Origin of the sequence: Phenylobacterium sp. (genome assembly GCF_004297125.1) — a bacterium.
Classification (GTDB): Bacteria; Pseudomonadota; Alphaproteobacteria; order Caulobacterales; family Caulobacteraceae; genus Phenylobacterium.
Window position 1 is genome coordinate 155,422 of the sequence record NZ_SCVD01000020.1, and the last position, 18,250, is coordinate 173,671.

21 protein-coding genes are annotated in these 18,250 nt (G+C 71.1%); 5 read left to right on the plus strand and 16 right to left on the minus strand.

The window, feature by feature from the left end:
• Positions 1 to 3 precede the first annotated feature (3 nt).
• From EPO51_RS11625 to EPO51_RS11635, 3 genes are read left to right on the plus strand one after another with little or no spacing between them, the layout of a single operon-like run.
• On the plus strand, positions 4 to 1,707 hold the full coding sequence (locus tag EPO51_RS11625; RefSeq protein WP_293350426.1) for an ATP-binding cassette domain-containing protein: 1,704 nt from the start codon (positions 4 to 6) through the stop codon (positions 1,705 to 1,707).
• Positions 1,704 to 2,801 carry an ABC transporter permease gene (locus EPO51_RS11630; protein ID WP_293350429.1) on the plus strand — a complete coding sequence of 366 codons (1,098 nt, stop codon included), beginning with the start codon at positions 1,704 to 1,706 and terminating at the stop codon, positions 2,799 to 2,801. The genes EPO51_RS11625 and EPO51_RS11630 overlap by 4 nt, the downstream gene beginning before the upstream one ends.
• 2 nt (positions 2,802 to 2,803) lie before the next feature.
• Complete coding sequence (locus EPO51_RS11635) at positions 2,804 to 3,907, plus strand: ABC transporter permease (protein ID WP_293350432.1); 1,104 nt, start codon at positions 2,804 to 2,806, stop codon at positions 3,905 to 3,907.
• 171 nt (positions 3,908 to 4,078) lie between these two features.
• On the opposite strand, the gene EPO51_RS11640 is transcribed toward EPO51_RS11635, so the two are convergent.
• From EPO51_RS11640 to EPO51_RS11655, 4 genes are all read right to left on the minus strand, one after another.
• Positions 4,079 to 4,480, minus strand: a complete 402-nt coding sequence (locus EPO51_RS11640; RefSeq protein WP_293350435.1) for a DUF1622 domain-containing protein — start codon at positions 4,478 to 4,480, stop codon at positions 4,079 to 4,081.
• Positions 4,481 to 4,696: 216 nt separating this feature from the next.
• On the minus strand, positions 4,697 to 5,080 hold the full coding sequence (locus tag EPO51_RS11645; protein WP_293350438.1) for a hypothetical protein: 384 nt from the start codon (positions 5,078 to 5,080) through the stop codon (positions 4,697 to 4,699).
• Between the two features lie 84 nt (positions 5,081 to 5,164).
• Positions 5,165 to 5,485 (minus strand): hypothetical protein, encoded by a 321-nt coding sequence (locus EPO51_RS11650; protein WP_293350441.1) that lies wholly within the window; start codon positions 5,483 to 5,485, stop codon positions 5,165 to 5,167.
• A 131-nt stretch (positions 5,486 to 5,616) separates the two neighbouring features.
• A complete protein-coding gene (locus EPO51_RS11655; RefSeq protein WP_293350444.1) occupies positions 5,617 to 5,892 on the minus strand; it encodes a metal-sensitive transcriptional regulator in 276 nt (91 codons plus the stop codon).
• A 94-nt stretch (positions 5,893 to 5,986) separates the two neighbouring features.
• Here EPO51_RS11655 and EPO51_RS11660 point away from each other — a divergent pair, with 94 nt between their 5' ends.
• Entirely contained in the window at positions 5,987 to 8,335 is a 2,349-nt protein-coding gene (locus EPO51_RS11660; RefSeq protein ID WP_293350447.1) for a heavy metal translocating P-type ATPase, read from the plus strand.
• On the opposite strand, the gene EPO51_RS11665 is transcribed toward EPO51_RS11660, so the two are convergent.
• From EPO51_RS11665 to EPO51_RS11715, 11 genes are all read right to left on the minus strand, one after another.
• Positions 8,332 to 8,586, minus strand: coding sequence for a hypothetical protein (locus tag EPO51_RS11665; protein ID WP_293350450.1), 255 nt, complete (start codon positions 8,584 to 8,586; stop codon positions 8,332 to 8,334). The two genes, EPO51_RS11660 and EPO51_RS11665, sit on opposite strands and share 4 nt — an antisense overlap.
• Positions 8,583 to 9,176, minus strand: coding sequence for an SRPBCC family protein (locus EPO51_RS11670; RefSeq protein WP_293350453.1), 594 nt, complete (start codon positions 9,174 to 9,176; stop codon positions 8,583 to 8,585). The genes EPO51_RS11665 and EPO51_RS11670 overlap by 4 nt, the downstream gene beginning before the upstream one ends.
• Before the next feature lie 68 nt (positions 9,177 to 9,244).
• Entirely contained in the window at positions 9,245 to 9,697 is a 453-nt protein-coding gene (locus EPO51_RS11675; RefSeq protein WP_293350456.1) for an MgtC/SapB family protein, read from the minus strand.
• Entirely contained in the window at positions 9,690 to 10,577 is an 888-nt protein-coding gene (locus tag EPO51_RS11680) for a ribose-phosphate diphosphokinase (RefSeq protein WP_293350459.1), read from the minus strand. The genes EPO51_RS11675 and EPO51_RS11680 overlap by 8 nt, the downstream gene beginning before the upstream one ends.
• A gap of 3 nt (positions 10,578 to 10,580) precedes the next feature.
• On the minus strand, positions 10,581 to 12,101 hold the full coding sequence (locus EPO51_RS11685) for a thymidine phosphorylase family protein (protein WP_363200550.1): 1,521 nt from the start codon (positions 12,099 to 12,101) through the stop codon (positions 10,581 to 10,583).
• A complete protein-coding gene (locus EPO51_RS11690; protein WP_293350462.1) occupies positions 12,098 to 13,465 on the minus strand; it encodes an MBL fold metallo-hydrolase in 1,368 nt (455 codons plus the stop codon). The genes EPO51_RS11685 and EPO51_RS11690 overlap by 4 nt, the downstream gene beginning before the upstream one ends.
• Positions 13,466 to 13,617: 152 nt before the next feature.
• On the minus strand, positions 13,618 to 14,277 hold the full coding sequence (locus tag EPO51_RS11695) for a methyltransferase family protein (RefSeq protein ID WP_293350465.1): 660 nt from the start codon (positions 14,275 to 14,277) through the stop codon (positions 13,618 to 13,620).
• 13 nt (positions 14,278 to 14,290) lie between these two features.
• Positions 14,291 to 14,755: a DUF2933 domain-containing protein gene (locus tag EPO51_RS11700; protein ID WP_363200552.1), complete on the minus strand. Its 465-nt coding sequence runs from the start codon at positions 14,753 to 14,755 to the stop codon at positions 14,291 to 14,293.
• A gap of 14 nt (positions 14,756 to 14,769) precedes the next feature.
• The gene (locus EPO51_RS11705) at positions 14,770 to 15,336 is read right to left on the minus strand and encodes an RNA polymerase sigma factor (protein WP_293350471.1); all 567 of its coding nucleotides are present in this window, start codon (positions 15,334 to 15,336) and stop codon (positions 14,770 to 14,772) included.
• A 455-nt stretch (positions 15,337 to 15,791) separates the two neighbouring features.
• Positions 15,792 to 16,067, minus strand: coding sequence for a hypothetical protein (locus EPO51_RS11710; protein WP_293350473.1), 276 nt, complete (start codon positions 16,065 to 16,067; stop codon positions 15,792 to 15,794).
• Between the two features lie 373 nt (positions 16,068 to 16,440).
• Complete coding sequence (locus EPO51_RS11715; RefSeq protein ID WP_293350476.1) at positions 16,441 to 16,908, minus strand: DUF305 domain-containing protein; 468 nt, start codon at positions 16,906 to 16,908, stop codon at positions 16,441 to 16,443.
• Between the two features lie 271 nt (positions 16,909 to 17,179).
• Here EPO51_RS11715 and EPO51_RS11720 point away from each other — a divergent pair, with 271 nt between their 5' ends.
• Complete coding sequence (locus EPO51_RS11720; RefSeq protein WP_293350479.1) at positions 17,180 to 17,548, plus strand: hypothetical protein; 369 nt, start codon at positions 17,180 to 17,182, stop codon at positions 17,546 to 17,548.
• A 131-nt stretch (positions 17,549 to 17,679) separates the two neighbouring features.
• Here EPO51_RS11720 and EPO51_RS11725 read toward each other — a convergent pair whose 3' ends face one another.
• The gene (locus EPO51_RS11725) at positions 17,680 to 18,042 is read right to left on the minus strand and encodes a hypothetical protein (RefSeq protein ID WP_293350482.1); all 363 of its coding nucleotides are present in this window, start codon (positions 18,040 to 18,042) and stop codon (positions 17,680 to 17,682) included.
• Positions 18,043 to 18,250 lie beyond the last annotated feature (208 nt).

Sequence of the window (18,250 nt, forward strand, 5' to 3'; positions counted from 1 at the left end):
GTGATGCCCTCGCAGCCAGTCATCGCCGCCGAGGGTCTCGGCCGCCGCTTCGGCCGACGGACCGTGCTGCAGGACGTCACCCTGGCGATCGCGCCGGGCGAGGTGTTCGGCGTGGTCGGCCCCGACGGCGCGGGCAAGACGACCCTGCTGCAGATGCTCGCCGCCATCCTCACGCCGAGCTTCGGCCAGTGCCAGGTGCTCGGTTTCGACGTACGCAAGGCGGCCCAGCGGGTGCAGGCGCGCATCGGGTACATGTCGCAGGGCTTCTCCCTGTACGACCGCCTCACGGTCGCCGAGAACATCGCCTTCGCCGCCGGTGTGCGCGACGTGCCGAAGGGCGAGTATGCCGCGCGGAAGGCCAGGCTGCTGGCCATGGCGGGTCTGGAGCGCTTCGAAGGTCGTCGCGAGGGGGCGCTCTCGGGCGGCATGCGCAAGAAGCTCGCGCTCTGCGCCAATCTGATCCACGAGCCGCCGCTGCTCATCCTCGACGAACCCAGCCTGGGCGTCGATCCGCTCTCCCGTCGCGAACTCTGGCGCCTCCTGGACGCGGCCCGTGGCCAGGGGCGCTCCATCGTCTTCGCCACCTCCTACATGGACGAGGCGGACGCCAGCGATCAGGTGCTGCTGCTGCGCGAGGGGCGGCCGCTGGCGATGGGCTCTCCGGCCGAACTCCGCAAGCGCGCGGCCGGGCGCGTGTACCAGGTCAAGGCGCCAGATCCGGCCGCCGCGGAGCGGGCGCTCGCCGAGATGCCCGGCGTGCTCAGCTTCCAGCGGCGGTCGGGCGACGAGGTGCGGGTGCAGCTGCGCGAGGTCGGCGACGTCGCGGCGCTTCGGCCGATCGAGGGCGTGGCGGCTGCGGCCGAGCCGACGATGGAGGACGTCTTCACCGTGCTCTCCTCGCCGGACGCCGCGCCGGAGCCCGACGCCGCGCCGCCGCCGCGGGCCATCACCAGGACGGTCCTCGTCGATGCCCAGAACGTCACCCGGCGCTTCGGCGACTTCCTGGCGGTCGACGACGTCCAGCTTCAGGTGCGCGCCGGAGAGATCCTCGGGCTGCTGGGGCCCAACGGGGCCGGCAAGACGACGCTGATGCGGATCCTCTGCGGACTGCTTGCGCCGAGCGAGGGCCAGGCGCGGGTGGGCGGGTTCGACGTCGCAAGGGACAGCACGGCCGTGCGCAGCAGCATCGGCTACGTCTCACAGAGGTTCTCCTTGTTCGCGGACCTGACCCCGCAGGAGAACCTCTTCTTCTTCGCGCGCAGCTACGGCCTCTCGGGGTCGGAGCTGGTTCCCCGGATCTCCTGGGCCTGCGCCCGCGCAGGCTTCCCGCTGGCGGAGGAGGAGGGCCTCGTCCGAAGCCTCTCCAGCGCCGTGCGCCAGCGCCTCGCCCTCGCCTGCGCGATCGTTCATCGGCCGAAGGTGCTTTTTCTCGATGAGCCGACGTCCGGGGTCGATCCGCTGTCGCGGTTCCGGTTCTGGCGGCTCATTGCGACACTGGCTGCGGAGGGCGTCGCGGTGATCGTTTCGACGCACTACCTGGAAGAGGCCACCTACTGCGACCGGCTCGGCCTGATGATGGACGGGCGGATGATCGCGCTCGGCCCGCTCGGCGCCCTGCAGGCGGAGCTCGGCCTGAAGGCTGCGCGCGTCGAGGACGTCTTCCTCGAGTTCATCCGCCGCGCACGACAGGGCGCGATCGCCGCATGAGCCTCAAGCGCATCCTCGCCTTCAGCCGGAAGGAGGCGCTCGAGATCCTGCGGGACCCGATCACGGTCTGGATCGCCGTCTTCATGCCGCTGTTGATGCTGTTCCTGTTCGGCGTCGCGCTGTCGTTCGACGTCGAGGACGCGCCCCTGATCGTCATCGACCACGACAAGAGCGCGGCAAGCCGCGCGCTCGCCGATCAGTTCCTCAACACCCCATACTTCCGGCTGGTGAGCGCCCCCGACGACGAACGGGTCGCCGAACACGCCCTGATGAACGGCCGCGCGCGGGCGGTCCTGTCGATACCCTCCGGTTTCGGGGCGCGCCTCGCGCGCGGCCAGGGCGCGCCTGTCGAGTTCCTGGTGGACGGGACCTATGCGTCCACCGCCGCCGTGGTCTCGGCCTACGGGCGCGCCATCATCTACGCCTTCCCCCGCGGGACGCTGGAGCTCCCCGTCCAGCCAGAGGTGCGCGTCTGGTACAATCCCCAGCTTCGCAGCCGCGACTTCATCGTTCCCGGCCTCTTCGCAGTGATCCTGATGGCGTTCCCGCCCCTGCTCACGGCCCTTGCCGTGACCCGGGAGAAGGAGCTCGGCACGATCGCCCAGATCTACGCCTCGCCGCTGACCAAGACCGAGTTCGTGTTCGGCAAGCTGATCCCCTACGTCCTGATCGCCGCCCTGCAGCTCGCCATGGTGCTCGCCGGTGGCTTCCTGGTCTTGAAGACGCCGATGCACGGCAGCCTCGCGCTGCTGACCGGGCTCGGCCTGATCTACGTCGTCACCACGGTTTCGGTGGGCCTGCTGGTCTCGACCCTGGTGCGCACCCAAGTCGCGGCCATGCTCGTGACGCTGATCATCACCCTGATGCCGTCGTTCCTGTTCTCCGGCTTCGTCTATCCGATCTTCACCATGCCTGATTTCTTCCAGGGCTACTCCGCGCGGATCCCGACCATGTACTTCGTGAACATCTCGCGCGGGATCGTCATGCGTGGCGCCGGCCTGGCCGAACTCTGGCCGAACGTGGCCGTCCTCGTCGGCTATACCGTGGTGGTGCTCGCGGTCGCGATCCTGCTTCTGAAGAAGCGGATCGCCTGACGATGTGGGGTCGCCTCTATGGGCTGATCGGCAAGGAGTTCGCGCAGATGCTGCGCGATCCGGTGGTGCTGTTCCTTATCTTCTGGCTGACGACGCTGGAGGTGGCGATGTGCACCATGGCCATCGGCATGGACGTCAAGAACCTCAAGCTGGGCCTGGTCGACAACGACCGCACCGAGGTGAGCCGCGCTTTCGTCCGGGAACTGACCTCGGCGGACACCTTCGTCCTCGCCGGGGTCTTCGCCTCGCCGCGGGACGCCGAACGCCGCTTCCGGCGCGGCCAGCTCGACGCCCTGGTCGAGGTGCCGCCCAACTTCGGCGCGCGGGTCACCGCAGGCCGGCGCGCCACGGTCGGCGTGGTGGTCGATGGCTCGAACGCCGACGTGGCCGCCCGCGCGCGGGCCTATATCGTCGAGATGACGTCGCGGTTCGCCGCCGCCCGCTATGCCGGCGCGACGGTCATGGCCAAGGGCGTGCAGCCGGCGGTGCGCGTCTGGTACAATCCGAACCTCACCAACACCAACTTCGTCGCCCTGGCCATGATCGCACAGGCCGGGTTCATGCTGGCCGTCGTGCTGCCGGCGGCGGGGCTCGTGCGGGAGAAGCAGAGCGGCACGCTCGAGCAGATTCGCGTCACCCCGATCCGCGCCCACGAGATGTTCGTCGCCAAGGTACTGCCGCCGGTCGTGGTCAGCACCGGGGCGCTGTTCCCTTCGCTCCTCGTCGCCCGGCTGCTGGGCGTTCCCGTGAGCGGTGACCTGCTGACATTCGTCGCGCTCAACCTCATCTTCCTGCTCAGCGCCGTCTCCATCGGGGTCTTCGTCGCCTGCGTGACCAGCACGCTGCAGCAAGCGCTGCTCACCAGCTTCTTCGGCTTGTTTCCGCTGCTCTTCCTTTCGGGAAGCGTGACGCCGATCGAGAGCATGCCGCGATGGCTGCAGATGGGGGCGGAGGCCAGTCCGCTGCGGCACGGCATCGCCATCATCACCGGGCTGTTCCTGAAGGGCGCCGGATGGAGCGAGCTCTGGCCGCACGCCGTCGCCCTGGCCCTCATCGGCGTCTCGCTCTTCTCCGCCAGCTGGTGGCTGTTCCGACGACAGTGGTGACCGGCCAGCGTCAGGCCATAACGCGTCGGCCCAAACGCCAGTCGCGACGGCCGCTGGGCGGCAGGATCGTCATGGCCGACAAGACCCGCTCCAGGTTTCCACGCCCCGCGGCAGCGCGAGAAGCGCCTCGTCGTGGTGGGCGCCTGGGCCGGGCCGGGACGTGATGCGCCCTCAGGGGGCTGGTGGGCTGCAGGAACCCGGCGCCGGCCGCCGGCCTGCCGCGCGGTCCACCCCCTCGATCTCCCGTTGGAGGAAGATATTCAGGGCCGTCCGCAGCGCCGCGATCGCCGCGAGCTGCCCGATTTCCGTCCAGGTCGGGGCCACCGCGGTTCGCATGATGTCGGCGGCCAACAGGAATTCGAGCCCGAGGGCCAGCGAGCGGGCAAGCCGCAAACGCGCGCCCTCGCCGGCCTGCCGCCCTTCGGCGTCGCCTTTCCAGGCTTGCCCCAAGGTCCGCCAGAACGCACCCGCGATCGCCACCGCGATCAGCGCGACGGCGATCGCGTCGGTGACCAGGGCCATGACCACGGTCGCCTGCTGAAGCCAATCCGCGATGTTCCGGATATCGGGCATGTTGAAGGAAGGGTCTCGATGGAGCCGGCTGCGCAACACCCCCCCCGGAGGCCGACGATCCAGGGCATCGACGGTCGAAGCGGCGCACGCTCGGACGCTTGACCAGGTTGCGGGCACGGGACTTAGGCCCGCCCACGCCGCGAACGGGTGCGCGTTCGTCGGCGTGGGCGGGCCAAGTCTCTCGGGTCGGTCCCGCTCGCGAGCCCGACCTCGGGACTACATGTGACCGTCCATCTTCATGGGCGGGTCGGCCTTCTTCGCCGGCATGGCGTCGGCGCCCTTGGCGCTCATGCCGTCGGCGTGGGCCCTGGCGCCCATGTCCATGCCGCGCTCGTGGGCGTCGCGCTCCATCTCCATGCCCTCGCGGTGGCCCTGGGCCCGGGCCTCCTCGAGCGTCTGGTTCGCGTCGCCGTGATGTTCGTTTTCGCTTTCGCCCGAGGCGGGGGGGGGCGCCGCCGCGTCCGTCGCGGGCGCGGCGGCCGGCGTTGCGGCGACGGGCGCCGGGGTCTCGGGCTTCTTCTCGCAGGCGGCGAGGCCGAGCAGGAGCGCGGCGGCGCCCCCGGCGAGCGCTGGGCGCAGGTAATGGTTCAGGCGGGTCATGGATCGCTCCCGATCAAGGCTTATGCGGCGGGGTGGAGCAAGGCTGACCGGCCTGCGCGCCGCGCAGGCCGTGGCCTCCGAACGCTACTTCTTGGCGTCGCCAGGATTCGCGGCTTCCATCTTGGCGGCGCACTTGCCGTGCATCTTGTCCATCTCGGCCTTGCTGAGCGGCTTCCGCACGGCGGGCTTCGGCGCCCCCTTGTCGGCAGAGTGGTCATGCAGGACGCGGCCGTCCATCTTGCGGCCCATCACGCTCTTGCACTCTTGGTGCGTGGGGTTGGCCGGGTCCTTGACCGAGACGGTGTCTTCCGCCGGGGCCGTATGGCCGGCATGCCCGGGCTGGGCATAGGCCTGACCGGCGGCGGCCAGGCCGAGGGTGGCGATGGCGACGAACAGCGTCCGCATCGAAGTGTCCTTTCTGGGTTCGCGGACAGCCATTGGCCGTCCTTCAATGAATACGCTCGAACCCTACCCGCCCCCTCAAACCGAACATTGATATCGCTCAAGCGACCCGACCTGCGCCCGACGGTTGCGGGTCAGCCGCGGAGCCGGTCCATCAGCCCGACCAGCTCCGCCGTCCTGCGGTCGCGCTCGACCGCATCGCCGCTCGTCATCGCCTCGGTGACGCAATGCTGCAGATGCGACTTCAGAAGTTCGGTCTCCACGCGCCGGGCGGCGGCGCGGACGGCATGGAGCTGGGTGAGGATGTCCAGGCAGTCGCGATCCTGCTCCACCATGCGGGCGACCCCGCGCACCTGCCCCTCGATGCGGTTCAACCGGTTGAGCAGTCGCGGCTTGTCCGTGCGTTCCATCAAGGCCCCCCCCGCGGCAGCCTGGGAATATACCCGCGGACGGCCTTTGAGCAATGCCCCTTAGGGGTATATACCCGGACGGCAGGAGCCCCACATGAACGATCGCCCGCCCCACCCTCACGCGCACGCGCACGCGGCCGCCGTCCCGGATGGCGACGCCAGCGCCACGGACCCGGTCTGCGGGATGAAGGTCGATCCGGCGACGAGCGCCCACCACGCCGAGCACGCCGGGATGGTCCGCCACTTCTGCTCGGCCGGCTGCCGCGACAAGTTCGTCGCCGACCCCGAGAAATACCTGACCCAGGCGCAAGCGCCACCGCCGCCCCGCCCAGGCGTGATCTACACCTGCCCGATGCACCCGCAGATCCGCCAGGAGGGTCCCGGCAATTGCCCGATCTGCGGCATGGCGCTGGAGCCGGAGACGGCGAGCGCCGAGAGCGGCCCGAACCCCGAGCTGGCCGACATGACGCGCAGGTTCTGGATCGGCCTGGTCCTCGCCTTGCCGGTCCTGGCGCTGGAGATGGGCGGGCACGTCCTCGACCTGCACCGCTGGATCTCGCCGACCGCCTCGAACTGGGCGCAGCTCGCCCTGGCGACCCCCGTCGTGCTGTGGGCCGGCTGGCCGTTCTTCGAACGGGGCGCGGCCTCGCTGCGGACCCGCAACCTCAACATGTTCACCCTGATCGCCATGGGAATCGGGGTGGCGTGGGCCTACAGCGTCGTGGCCACGCTGGCGCCGCAGATCTTCCCCCCGGCCTTCCGCCGCGCCGACGGCAGCGTCGCGATCTACTTCGAGGCCGCCGCCGTGATCACGGTCCTGGTGCTGCTGGGCCAGGTGCTGGAGCTGCGGGCCCGGGAGCAGACCTCGGGCGCCATCAAGGCGCTGCTGGACCTCGCCCCCAAGACCGCCCGGCGGGTCCGGGCGGATGGGACCGACGAGGAGGTCACCCTCGACCAGATCCTGGTCAGCGACCAGCTGCGCGTGCGGCCGGGCGAGAAGGTGCCCGTCGACGGGGAGGTCGTGGACGGCCGGGTATCGATCGACGAGTCCATGGTCACCGGCGAGTCCATGCCGGTCACCAAGGAGGCGGGCGACAAGGTGGTGGGCGGCTCGATCAACAAGACCGGCTCCTTCGTCATGCGGGCCGAGAAGGTCGGCGCCGACACCCTGCTGTCGCAGATCGTCCACATGGTGGCCCAGGCGCAACGCTCGCGCGCGCCGATCCAGCGGATGGCCGACCAGGTCTCGGGCTGGTTCGTCCCGATCGTGATCCTGGTCGCCGTCCTGGCGTTCGCCGGCTGGGCCGTCTTCGGCCCCGAGCCGCGGTTCGCCTTCGGCCTCGTGGCGGCCGTCTCGGTCCTGATTATCGCGTGCCCCTGCGCCCTGGGGCTCGCGACGCCGATTTCGATCATGGTGGGCGTGGGCCGCGGCGCGGGGGCGGGCGTGCTGATCAAGAACGCCGAGGCCCTGGAGCGCTTCGAGAAGATCGACACCCTGGTGATCGACAAGACCGGAACCCTGACCGAGGGGCGGCCCGCGGTGACGGCCATCGTGCCGGCCCCGGGCTGGAACGAGACGGAGGCGGTTCGGCTGGCCGCGAGCCTGGAGCGGGGCAGCGAGCACCCCCTGGCCGACGCCATCCTCCGCGCCGCGGCCGATCGCGGGCTCAGCCTTTCGGAGCCGACCGACTTCGACTCGCCCGTTGGCAAGGGCGTCCTGGGCTCGATCGACGGGCGGCGCCTGGTGCTCGGGTCCGGCAAGTTCCTGAAGGAACAGGGGGTCGACACCGGCGGCCTCGAGGCGCAGGCCGAGTCGCTGCGCGCCGACGGCGCGACGGCGATCTTCATGGGGGTGGACGGCCAGGCCGCGGCGGTGTTCGCGATCGCCGACCCGATCAAGGCCACCACCCCGGAAGCGGTCCGCCTCCTGAAGGCGGAAGGCGTGCGCCTCGTGATGATGACCGGCGACAACCGGACCACCGCCCTCGCCGTCGCCCGCAAGCTCGGCATCGACGAGGTGGAGGCCGAGGTCCTGCCCCAGGACAAGGCCGCGGTGGTGCAGAAGCTCCGGGCCGAGGGCCGCAAGGTGGCCATGGCGGGAGACGGCGTGAACGACGCGCCGGCGCTGGCCGCCGCCGAGGTGGGGATCGCCATGGGCGCGGGGTCCGACGTGGCCATCGAGAGCGCTGGGGTGACCCTGCTGAAGGGCGACCTGCAGGGCATCGTCAAGGCCCGGCGGCTGTCCCGCGCCGTCATGCGCAACATCCGGCAGAACCTGTTCTTCGCCTTCGTCTACAACGCCGCGGGCGTGCCGGTGGCCGCGGGCGTGCTCTATCCGATGTTCGGCTGGCTGCTCTCGCCCGCCATCGCGGCGGCGGCCATGGCGCTGTCCAGCGTCAGCGTGGTCAGCAACGCCCTGCGGCTGAGGGGGGTGAAGCTCTAGCGGGGTCCGCCCCCGGCGGCCTCGGGCTGCGGATGCAGGTCCGGCTCGTCCGGGGACATCAGGTGGGTCTCGGCCGGGTCCTTGGCGAACGCCGACTGGTCGTGGGCCTCGCCCATCTCGTCCGAGGGGGCGGCGGCCTGGACCTCGCTGGGCGCGGAGGCGGGCGCGCCGGAACAGGCCGCCGCCCCGCCGAGCGCCCCCACGGCGAGCACTCGCGCCGCGAAGCGCGCGGCGACCGCGGTGCGCCTCACGCGGCGCGCGCCCGGCTCGCGACGCTGAAGTGTCGGACGGCGTCGGACACCATCCGGCCCACGCACCAGCGCGCGTAGAGGGCCGCAAGGCCCGGGACCCATCGGGCCCACCCGCGCTCGGGCAAGGCGTAATCGATCCAGACCTGCAGGTCGCAGCCGTGCGGGTCATCGTCGATCTCGAAGCCCATCTCATAGGCGCCCAAGATGATCAGCCGGGGCTCGCCGGTGGTTCGCCAGACCTTGCGCCGCGGCGGCTCGCGGACGGTCACGACCTCATCGACGAATAGGCGCAGCCCGAACGCCTCCCCGCCCATGCGGATGTGGGACCCGACGGCCTGGCCGCGGTCCTCGTCGAGGTCATAGGTCATCCGGCCGCCGCCCATCATCGCCGATGGACGGCCCATGTGCTCGGCCAGACGGGTCTGGTCGTCCAGCCGCGCGAACACCGCCCGCGCCGGCGCCGGCACGAACGCCCGAGCTTGCCGATGGCGCGGCAGGCGCGCCGCTTCCGGGCGCAGGCGGCCAGGCGGCGTGCCCGCCTGGGTTTCAGGGCCGCGGCTCGGGGCGGCGGATGGCAGAGCGTTCGACATCGGGACCTCCCGTTTCAGTTAGCTGGCCCCTTCGGGCGGACGGCGCCTTGATCTCGCGCAAGCGCGGCTCAGCCGCATGGCGGCTCGTCCTTGGCCTCATCCGGGCGGTCCGGGCGCGGCCCGAAGGGTTCGGGCGCCATCAGCACCACGAAGGTGAGGCCTGCGCCCACCGCCATCAGCAGCCATTCCCCCAGGCCGGCGGCGAAGCCTGCGAGCGCGGCGACCCAGATCGCGGCCGCCGTGGTGACGCCGTGGATCGAACGTCCGCAGGCCGGGTGCATGATCACGCCGGCGCCCACGAATCCCACCCCCGTCAGAACGCCCTGCAGCACGGTGCTGATGACGCGCGCGTCCTCGCTGTGCAGGCGCATGGCGACGACGCCGGCCATGGCGCCGGCGGTGGCGATCAGGGCGAAGGTGCGGGCGCCGACGAAGCGGATCCGCCGGGACCGCTCGACGCCGATCAGGAAGCCGACCGCGGCGGCGGCCAGGATGCGGAGGACCACCTCGAGCTCAGTCATCGCGGACCTCGGTCGTCAGGGCGGCCGCGACGAGGGGAGCCAGGGAGATCAGGTTCGTCTCGTGCGGCACGGCGTCCGTCGAGACGACGCGCGCCGTCACCCGGGCCACCTCCGCGAAGGCGTCGCCGCCGAACACGGGGTGGACCACGACGCAGAGGGGCGCCGCAAAGCCGAGCGCCAGGAGTTCCCGGGCGGCGGCCGCCAGCGTGCGCCCGGAGGAGGCGATGTCGTCGATCAGCACCGGCCGGCGGCCGGCGAAGGCCGACAGGTCGGGGAAGGTGATCCGCACCTCGCGGTCGCCGAAGCGTTCCTTCTGAAGCACGATGGCCGGCGCGCCCGCGACCGCGGCCACCTCGGCCGCCCATTGCGCGCTCTCGCTGTCGGGTCCGATCACCAGGGCGTCGGGCGCCTCGGCGCGGATCCAGGCGCCCAGCAGGCCGGCCGCATGCAGCGTCGCGCAGGGGATGTCGTAGATCTCGTCCAGCGACTTGCGCCGATGGAGGTGGGGATCCACCGTCACCAGGCGGTCGAACGCGCCCGAGACCAGGCGTGCGAAGGTCGTCGAGGTGACGGCCTCGCCCGCCTGGAACTGCGTGTCCTGGCGCATGTAGCCGAGATAGGGCGCCACCAGGGTCACCTGCGCCGCCCCCTGCGCCCGCGCCGCGGCGGCGGCGAACAACAGCGTCAGGATCACGCTGTCCGCGCGTACCAGGCTGCACACCATGTCGACCTGGCGGCCGGCCGGATCGGTGCGCAGGCGCACGTAGTGCTCCCCGTCGGGAAACTGGCGGGTCTCGAGCTGGCCCAGCTCGGCGCCCGCCTCCCGGGCGAGCCGGGCGGCGAAGGCCTCGTTGCCAGGCAGGGCGAAGATGAGGCGCATGGTTCAGGCCTCCAGCAGGACGATGTCGGGATTGGCCCGGGCGAACTCGAGGGCGTAGGCGAGCTCCCCCGGCGCCTCCGCATGCACGGTCATCAACGCCTGCCCCTGGCCCACCTCGTCGCCCAGGCGCACCTGCAGCGTCAGGCCCGCCGCCTTGGCGTCCGGCGCGCCCGCGAGTTTCGCCAGCCGCGCCAGCGTCCGGTTGTTGATGCCGACCACCCGGCCGGCGCGCGGCGCCAGGATCGGTTGCGTCAGGGGCGCGACCGGGGGCGTGCGCAGGCCGCCCTGGGCCTCGCAGATCCGCTGGAACTTCGTCCAGGCGCGGCCATCGGCCAGGGTCGCCTCGGCGAGCGCCAGGCCGTCGCCAGGCGCGGCCCGGCCCGCGAGCTCGAGCGCGGCGCCCGCCAGTCCGCAGGCTCGGCGGCGCAGGTCCTTCGCGGCGGCGGGATCGTTCCTCAGCACCGCCAGCAAGTCGTGGGCCTCGAGCGCCGGCCCGATGCCCCGCCCGACCGGCTGTTCGCCGTCGGTCATGACGCAGCGCACGGTGACCCCGAGAGCGCGCGCCACCTGGGTCAGGCGCTCCGCCAGGTCCGCCGCGGCGTCGTCGGAGCGCACCTTGGCCGTCGCCCCCACGGGCAGGTCGATCACGATGTGGGTCGATCCCGCCGCGATCTTCTTGGACAGGACGGAGGCGATGAGCTGGCCCTCGGTGTCGATGTCCAGGACCCGCTCCACCCGGATCAGGATGTCGTCGGCGGGACTGAGGCGCACCGATCCCCCCCAGACCACGCAGCCGCCTTCGCGCTCGACCACCCGGCGCATGGCGGGCACGTCGAGATCGACCGGCGCCAGGGTCTCCATGGTGTCCGCCGTGCCGGCGGGGCTGGTGATCGCCCGGGAGGAGGTCTTCGGCATCACCAGGCCGTGCGAGGCCACGATCGCCACGACGATCGGCGTGGTGCGGTTGCCCGGCAGGCCGCCCACGGAGTGCTTGTCGACGACGAGCGGGGCGTCCCACGTCAGGCGCTCGCCGGCGTCGATCATCGCCCGCGTCAGCGCGATCGTCTCGTCGAGGTCCAGGGGCAGGGCCGAGCAGGCGGTCAGGAAGGCGGACAGGTGGACGTCCGTGTAGCGGGCCAGGGCGATGTCCTGGACGATGGCCCCCATCGCGCCTGCGTTCAGCCGCTGCCCGTAGATCCGCCGGCGGATCGCCGACAGGGAGGCTAGCGGCGGCGGGTGACGCACCGTCAGCACCGCGCCCTCGGCGACGCCCAGGCGCTCCCAGGCGGCCTCGGAGAGGCCGGCCTCGCCTGGCCTGAGCAGGCCATCCGCCACCTGGTAGAGGGTCGCGAGCACCTCGCGGCCCTCCGCGGCCAGCAGCACCTGGGAGCGGGGCCCGAGGCCTTCGGAGCGGCAGACGTGGCAGTCCGCGCGCATCAGGACGATGGCGTCGTGCTGGGTGAAGAACCCCAGCCGCCGCGCCTTCATCGTCGGCGCCTGGACCGTTTGGGGGTCGTCGGTCACGACAGCACGTACGCCTCGTCCTGGGCCGAGATCGTGCAGGACCACCCGAGGTCCTGCTCGATCCGCGCCTTCAGGCCGATTGGCCCGCCGGCTTCCCCGTGGACGATGAAGGTGCGGGTCGGCGGACGCTCGAAGCCGGACAGCCAGCGCAGGATCTCGTCGACGTCGGCATGCGCCGACAGCATCGGCAGGTTCGCCACCTCGGCGCGGATCGGAATCCACTGTCCGTGGATCTTGACCTCCCGGGCGCCGCCGATGAGCGCCTGCCCGCGGGTGCCGGCGGCCTGGTAGCCGGAGAACAGGATCGTGTTCCGGGCGTCGGGGCCGTAGGCTTTGAGATGGTGCAGGACGCGCCCCCCGGTCGCCATGCCGCTCGCCGAGATGATCACCTTCGGCATCCGGTTCGCGGAGAGTCGCTTGGAGTCCTCCACATCGCGTGTGTAGGTCGCCACCGCGCAGGACTTCCGGCAGGTGTCCGCATCCAGCTTGTGGTCGCCGCCATGCCGGCAGAGAAGGTCGCTGGCGTCGATCGCCATCGGGCTGTCGAGGTAGACGGGTGTCAGCGGCAGGCGGCCCGCCGCCTTCAGCTGCGACAGGTGGTAGAGCAGTTCCTGGGCGCGCCCGACCGCGAACGCCGGGATCACCACCGTGCCGCCGCGCGCGGTGGTCCGCTCGATGATCGCCTGCAGGGCCTCGCCGGGCGCCACCGCCTCGTGCCGCCGGTCGCCGTAGGTCGATTCCACCAGGAGGTAGTCGGCCCGGGCGACCGCAGCGGGATCCGGCGTGATCGGATCGCCATAGCGGCCCAGGTCGCCGGAGAAGACGATGGTCTTGCCGCCCCATCGCACCTCGGCGATCGCCGCGCCGATGATGTGGCCGGCGTAGCGGAGGGTCAGCTGCAAGCCGTGGCCAAGGTCGGTCGGGACGTCGAAGCCGATCGGCTTCAGCCGGTCGATCGCCTTCTCGGCGTCGTGCTTCCCGTACAGCGGCAGGGCGGGCTTGTGCTTCGAGAACCCATGGCGGTTCGCGAAGTCGGCGTCGCTCTCCTGGATCTTCGCGCTGTCCATCATGATGATCTCGGCGAGGTCCGCCGTGGCCGCGGAACAGACGATGTCGCCACGGAAGCCCTCCCGCACCAGCTTGGGCAGATAGCCGCAGTGGTCGAGGTGGGCGTGGGTGAGGATCACCACGTCGATCGACGCCGGATCGATCGGCAGCGGCGCCCAGTTCTGCTCGCGCAGCGCCTTGAGCCCCTGGAAGAGGCCGCAGTCGACCAGGACACGGCGCCCGCCGAGTTCGAGCAGGTGCTTCGAACCCGTCACGGTCCCGGCGCCGCCGAGGGATCTCAACGTCAGCTTCGTCATCTTCGCTCCACGGTTCGTGCCCCAGCTTAGCGGGGGGCGGCTCCAAGGGATTTGGGCCAGATCAACAGTTGCTCGCCGCGCTGGCGTCCCCTGCCGCTGCGGGGCCGCCCGTCGGGAGATGGAACCTGCGGCTCGCGGCGGGAAGGCGCAGGTCAGGCCAGGGAGCGCGGGGCGTCGGCGGAGCGGCGCAGGCGCGGGATGAAGCCCGGCGTGGCGCGCTTGTAGGCGGCATAGGCCTCGCCGAACCGCGCGGCCGTCTCGCGCTCCTCGCTCGCGGCGAGCCGCGCGTACATGACCACCAGGACCGGGAACATCGCCAGCGTCAGCAGCGTCGGCCATTGCAGCAGGAATCCGAACATCACCAGGACGAAGCCGAGATACTGCGGATGCCGGACGCGGCTGTAGGGACCTGTGGTCGCGAGCTTGCCCTCGCGCTGGGCGCGGTACAGCACCGGCCAGGCCGCCGAGATCGTCCAGAATCCCGCGCCGATGAAGGCGAAGCTCAGCAGGTGGAAGGGGCCCAGGTGCGGGTTGGCCTTCCAGCCGAACAGCATCTCCAGAAGATGACCGGCGTCGTGCGACCACCAGTCGACGTCCGGGAACCGGGTCTGCAGCCACCCCGCCAGGAAGTAGAGGGTCAGCGGAAATCCGTACATCTCGGTGAACAGGGCCACGAGGAACGCACTGAAGGCGCCGAAGGATCGCCAGTCGCGCGCCGTGCGGGGCTTGAAGAAGGTCAGGGCGAAGAAGATGAACAGCGCCGAGTTCAGGATCACCAGGGACCAGAGGCCGTAGGCGGGGCTATCGGGCATATCGCGGCCTCCGTCAGGATGGGTTCTGGCGCGTCCGACCGCCGGGCTGGGCGGTCTCCTCGCGGGCTTCGGGATCGCCGTGATGAGCGCCATGCGCCCCATGCATGCCCAGGTGAAGCAGCGGGCAGAGCAGCAGCAGCAGATAGGGCGCCCAGCCCAGCACGTGCACACGGTGCTCCCCCAGGAGGAGAAAGACGAGACCGGCGCCAAAGGCGGCGACGACAAGTCCGGTGACGAGCGCTCGCGTCTTCGGGCGCCTCGCCGTCCCTAGGCCGTCCGTCTCAGCGCCCGCCGGGGCCCTCGAGTGCGACCCACCGAGGCCGGGCGGCGGTTCGGCGCGTTCCATCTCAAGTGCTCCCATACCGTCGCTCGCCCCCGCCCCGGCGCGGGCCGCGGGGGGATAGGACGCCGGTCGAGGCCGCTCATTACAGCACCCCGGCGGCGGCGCGCCGAACCCGCTTCGAACCGAACGCGTCATCACGGCCTCCCGGGTCAGGCGGCGCGCGCCGCATCGCGGGAGTCACGACGCGGCTTGAGCAGCTTTTCGGTCCTGGACTTGGCCCAGCAATCGGCGAGCGGGCAGGCCTCGCATTTCTCCGCCATGGCCTGGCGCAGGGCGTGGCGGCCGCGGTGGAGACGCACGGCGGCGTTGTTCGCGGTGAGATCGTGGTGGCGGGCGACCGCCTTCAGCGGGCGTTCCTCGAGATAGGTCTCGGCGAGGATCTGGCGGTATTCCGGCTTCAGCGCGCCCAGGGCGGCCTTCAGGCAATCGCTTGGCGCGACCAGGTCCTCGCTCGTGTCGCTCGTTTCGGACGGCGGCTGGACGGCGAACCCTTCGAGGGTCCGCCGCTGAACGGCGGCGCGCCGGTAGCGGTCCACCACCAGCCGGCGCAGGGAGGCGCCCATCCACATCTGGGGACGTTCGGCGGCCTCCAGCGCATCGGCGTGCTGCAGGAACTTGACGGCGGCGTCCTGCCAAGCGTCTTCGGCGTCCTGCAGCGAGGGCAGTCGGCTGCGCAGGAAGCGCAGCTGGCGCGGCCGCTCGGCGGCCAACCGCAAGGCCAAGTTTGCGAGGCGGGAATCAGGAAGCGTCGACAAAGCTTCCCATGAATGTAACGTTTCATGAGTATCGGCGTCCGCGAATTGTGTCGCTGCGGCGTGAAACATTCGCTCGTCCCTCGATACCGTCGTTGCGAAGACTCCAGTGCATTCTGCAAACCTTCTTTGACGATGATCAAGTCTGACTTTTATCTAGATATTTAGATGAAATCTGAGGGATTTCGGCGCGCCGGGCGTACCTACCCTAAGCACGCCAGGCCGCGGCGCGGACGCCGGCGCGGAGCGCCAGGAGCGGCCGCAGCGCTTCCGCGGGCGGGCCTCGCCGGCGCGGCGCCCATCGGTCACCGGCCGCTTGAAAGGGCGGCTAGGGAGCGGACCCGAGGGCCCGCTCCCGGCGCAGCGCCTGATCCTGAGGACCAGGCGGGGGGGCGAGGGGGGGCTCGCCCGTTCGCGGCTCAGCGCGGGCCGCGAAAGTGGTTGTAGAGGCCGCCGGCGACCAACGCCGCGTACCAGCCCAGGGCGAAGGCGGCCGCCGCGCCCAACGCCACGTTCGAAGGCGCGCGCCAGACCGCGCCGACCAGCAGATGGGGCGTTCCCGCGGGCAGCAGGTAGCCTAGCGCCGCGCACAACAGGAACGTCAGCAGAAGGAAGATGGAAAGGCTCCAGCCCAACGCGGCCAGCCTGACGCCCGGTCCGGGGCTGGCCGGGTTGACGGATTCCCGTCCGCTCATCGCGACCTCCAAACGGCAATCTGAAATCAGCTGGCAAGAGAGACGCTGGCCGCGACCCGACCTTACAGCGCCAGCCGGCCCGCCGGTCGGCTCCGGCCAGCCTGCGGGGCGGTCGCGCCGTCCAGGGGCCCGAGGCGTCTTCGCTCCGGCGTCCGCGCGTCGGGTGAAGCCGGCCAAGCGGCCGCAGGCCAGGCGCCAGGCGGCCGGCGTGAGTCCCCCGCACGGGCGCGCGCTGCGCCACAGGTCCGGCCGCTTGGGGTCCGTCGCGCCCATTCGGCGGCGGGGCGCAAATGCGCGCCTACGACGGCCCGTCCCCGGACACGCGCGAGCGCAACGTGGACCGCGCCCGGTCTCGGCAGGGCCGAGCCGCCTGCTAGAGGCGCTTCAACACAGCCTTCATCTGGGCGATCTCCCGCTTCTGGGACGCGACGATGCCATCGGGCCCGTAGCAGAGCGCGCGGAGCTCAGCGTCGCGGAGAGACGCCTGGCCGCACATCAGCAACGCGCCGGAATGGTGGGGAATCATGGAGCGCACGAACTGGCGGTCACCGACCAGGCCTTGCTGACGGATGCCGACCAGAGACAGGACGAACACCACCGCGAACGCCGCATGGAGCGCGATGTTGATCTTGGCGTTCGGGTACATCGAACCCATGGTGAGCAGCATCACCGCGGCCATGGGAGCCCACATGACCAGCGCCATGTAGAAGAAGTTGATGTTCTGAACGAATTCTCCCCCGTTCTGAATCATCGCAAACATCGCGAAGTACATGATCGCCAGGGAAAGCGCGAGATTGAACCCCAGCATCAGGTAGTGGCGCCGGATGATCTGCGGCTCCATCATTTTGTCGTGGGCATGTTGCATCTACTCTTCTCCCTTCTCGTGTGACGGCGCCGGCGATGGCTCCGGAGCGTCAGGGCGATCTCCTTGACCTCGGCGGGCGGCCTCGATCGGCCCGGGCTGATCCGTCGCTGGAGCCCCGGCGGCGCACAGCGAGGTTCAGATCCTTCCCGCCCGGTCGCTCGGCCAGGGCTCATCCGAGCAGGGTAGCGCTCAAGGATCAGATTCGATCCGACGCCAGAAACCCCGCTGGCCGCCGCCCTGGGCTTCAATGAAGAGCCCCCTTCCCGTTCGGCGGCTGGCGATGGCCGGCGGCTTGGCGCAGCTGGAATGGTCGCCGGAGCTGATCGCAACCCCTTGCGGGTCCGGGCCCGGCCCTGCCCGCCCGAGCCGGGCCTGCCCCCCGCGCGCAGCCGAGCTGAGGCTGCTGCGTCATGCGGCGGCGCTTGAGCAACTGGGCGTCAGCATCGACACCCTGAGCCCTCTCGACCGCCTGGCGCTGGTCGGCGACCGCTGGCCGCGGCGCCCTCACCTGCCGGCCGGCGACCGCGCCGCGCCGGAAGCCGAAAGCCGCGATCTGGACGCCCTGGCCGAGTCCATAGCGATGCTGGCCACCAGCGCGAGCTGGCCCACACCCTAGCCGCCCGGGCCGGGGGCTCGGGCGGCGCGCGGCCCAAGGTCCACATCGGTTTCGACGCTGCGACGCCATGCTGACGCTCCAGCCGGGAGCCGCCCTGGGCGCCGGCGGCGGCCCAGCCAGCCGGATCTTCGCTAGCGCGCTTTGAGCTCGACCAGGTCGAACGGCCTGGCCTGCCCGTGGACCAGCGTCGCCTCGGCGAAATGCTCGTCGATCACCCGGTCGATACGGACCGCACCGACGTTGTCGCGGCGCGGGATGGGCGGCCGGCCATTGACGGCTCCCGGCGCTCCTATGAACCGGACGACCGTGAGGACCTGGCCCGGCCTGGCCCCCTCAGCCCTCCCGACGCACAGGATGACGACCTCCCCCTGCATCTCCACGACCTGACCCCGCATGATGTACCGGTGCCAGACCTCGGTTGCGGCTGCGGAATTCAGCCCGGGCATGAGCGCGAAGAGCACCAGGACGCCTGCGGTCGCTCCAAACCTCGCCATGTCGACCCTTCGAACCCCTCGGGCGTGCGCCCGTTCACGCCGGCGCAACCACCGGGCCCCCGATGGGTCGCCGTTCCATGAACCGAGGGACGCGGCCCGCGCGCGGGCATTACAGCGCCCGGCGGGAAGGCCGCCCCTCGCGCCGGCGAGCGGCCGCCGACGATGAACACCTTGCCTGGGCGGAGGCGAAGGCGGCCAGGGCGCAGCT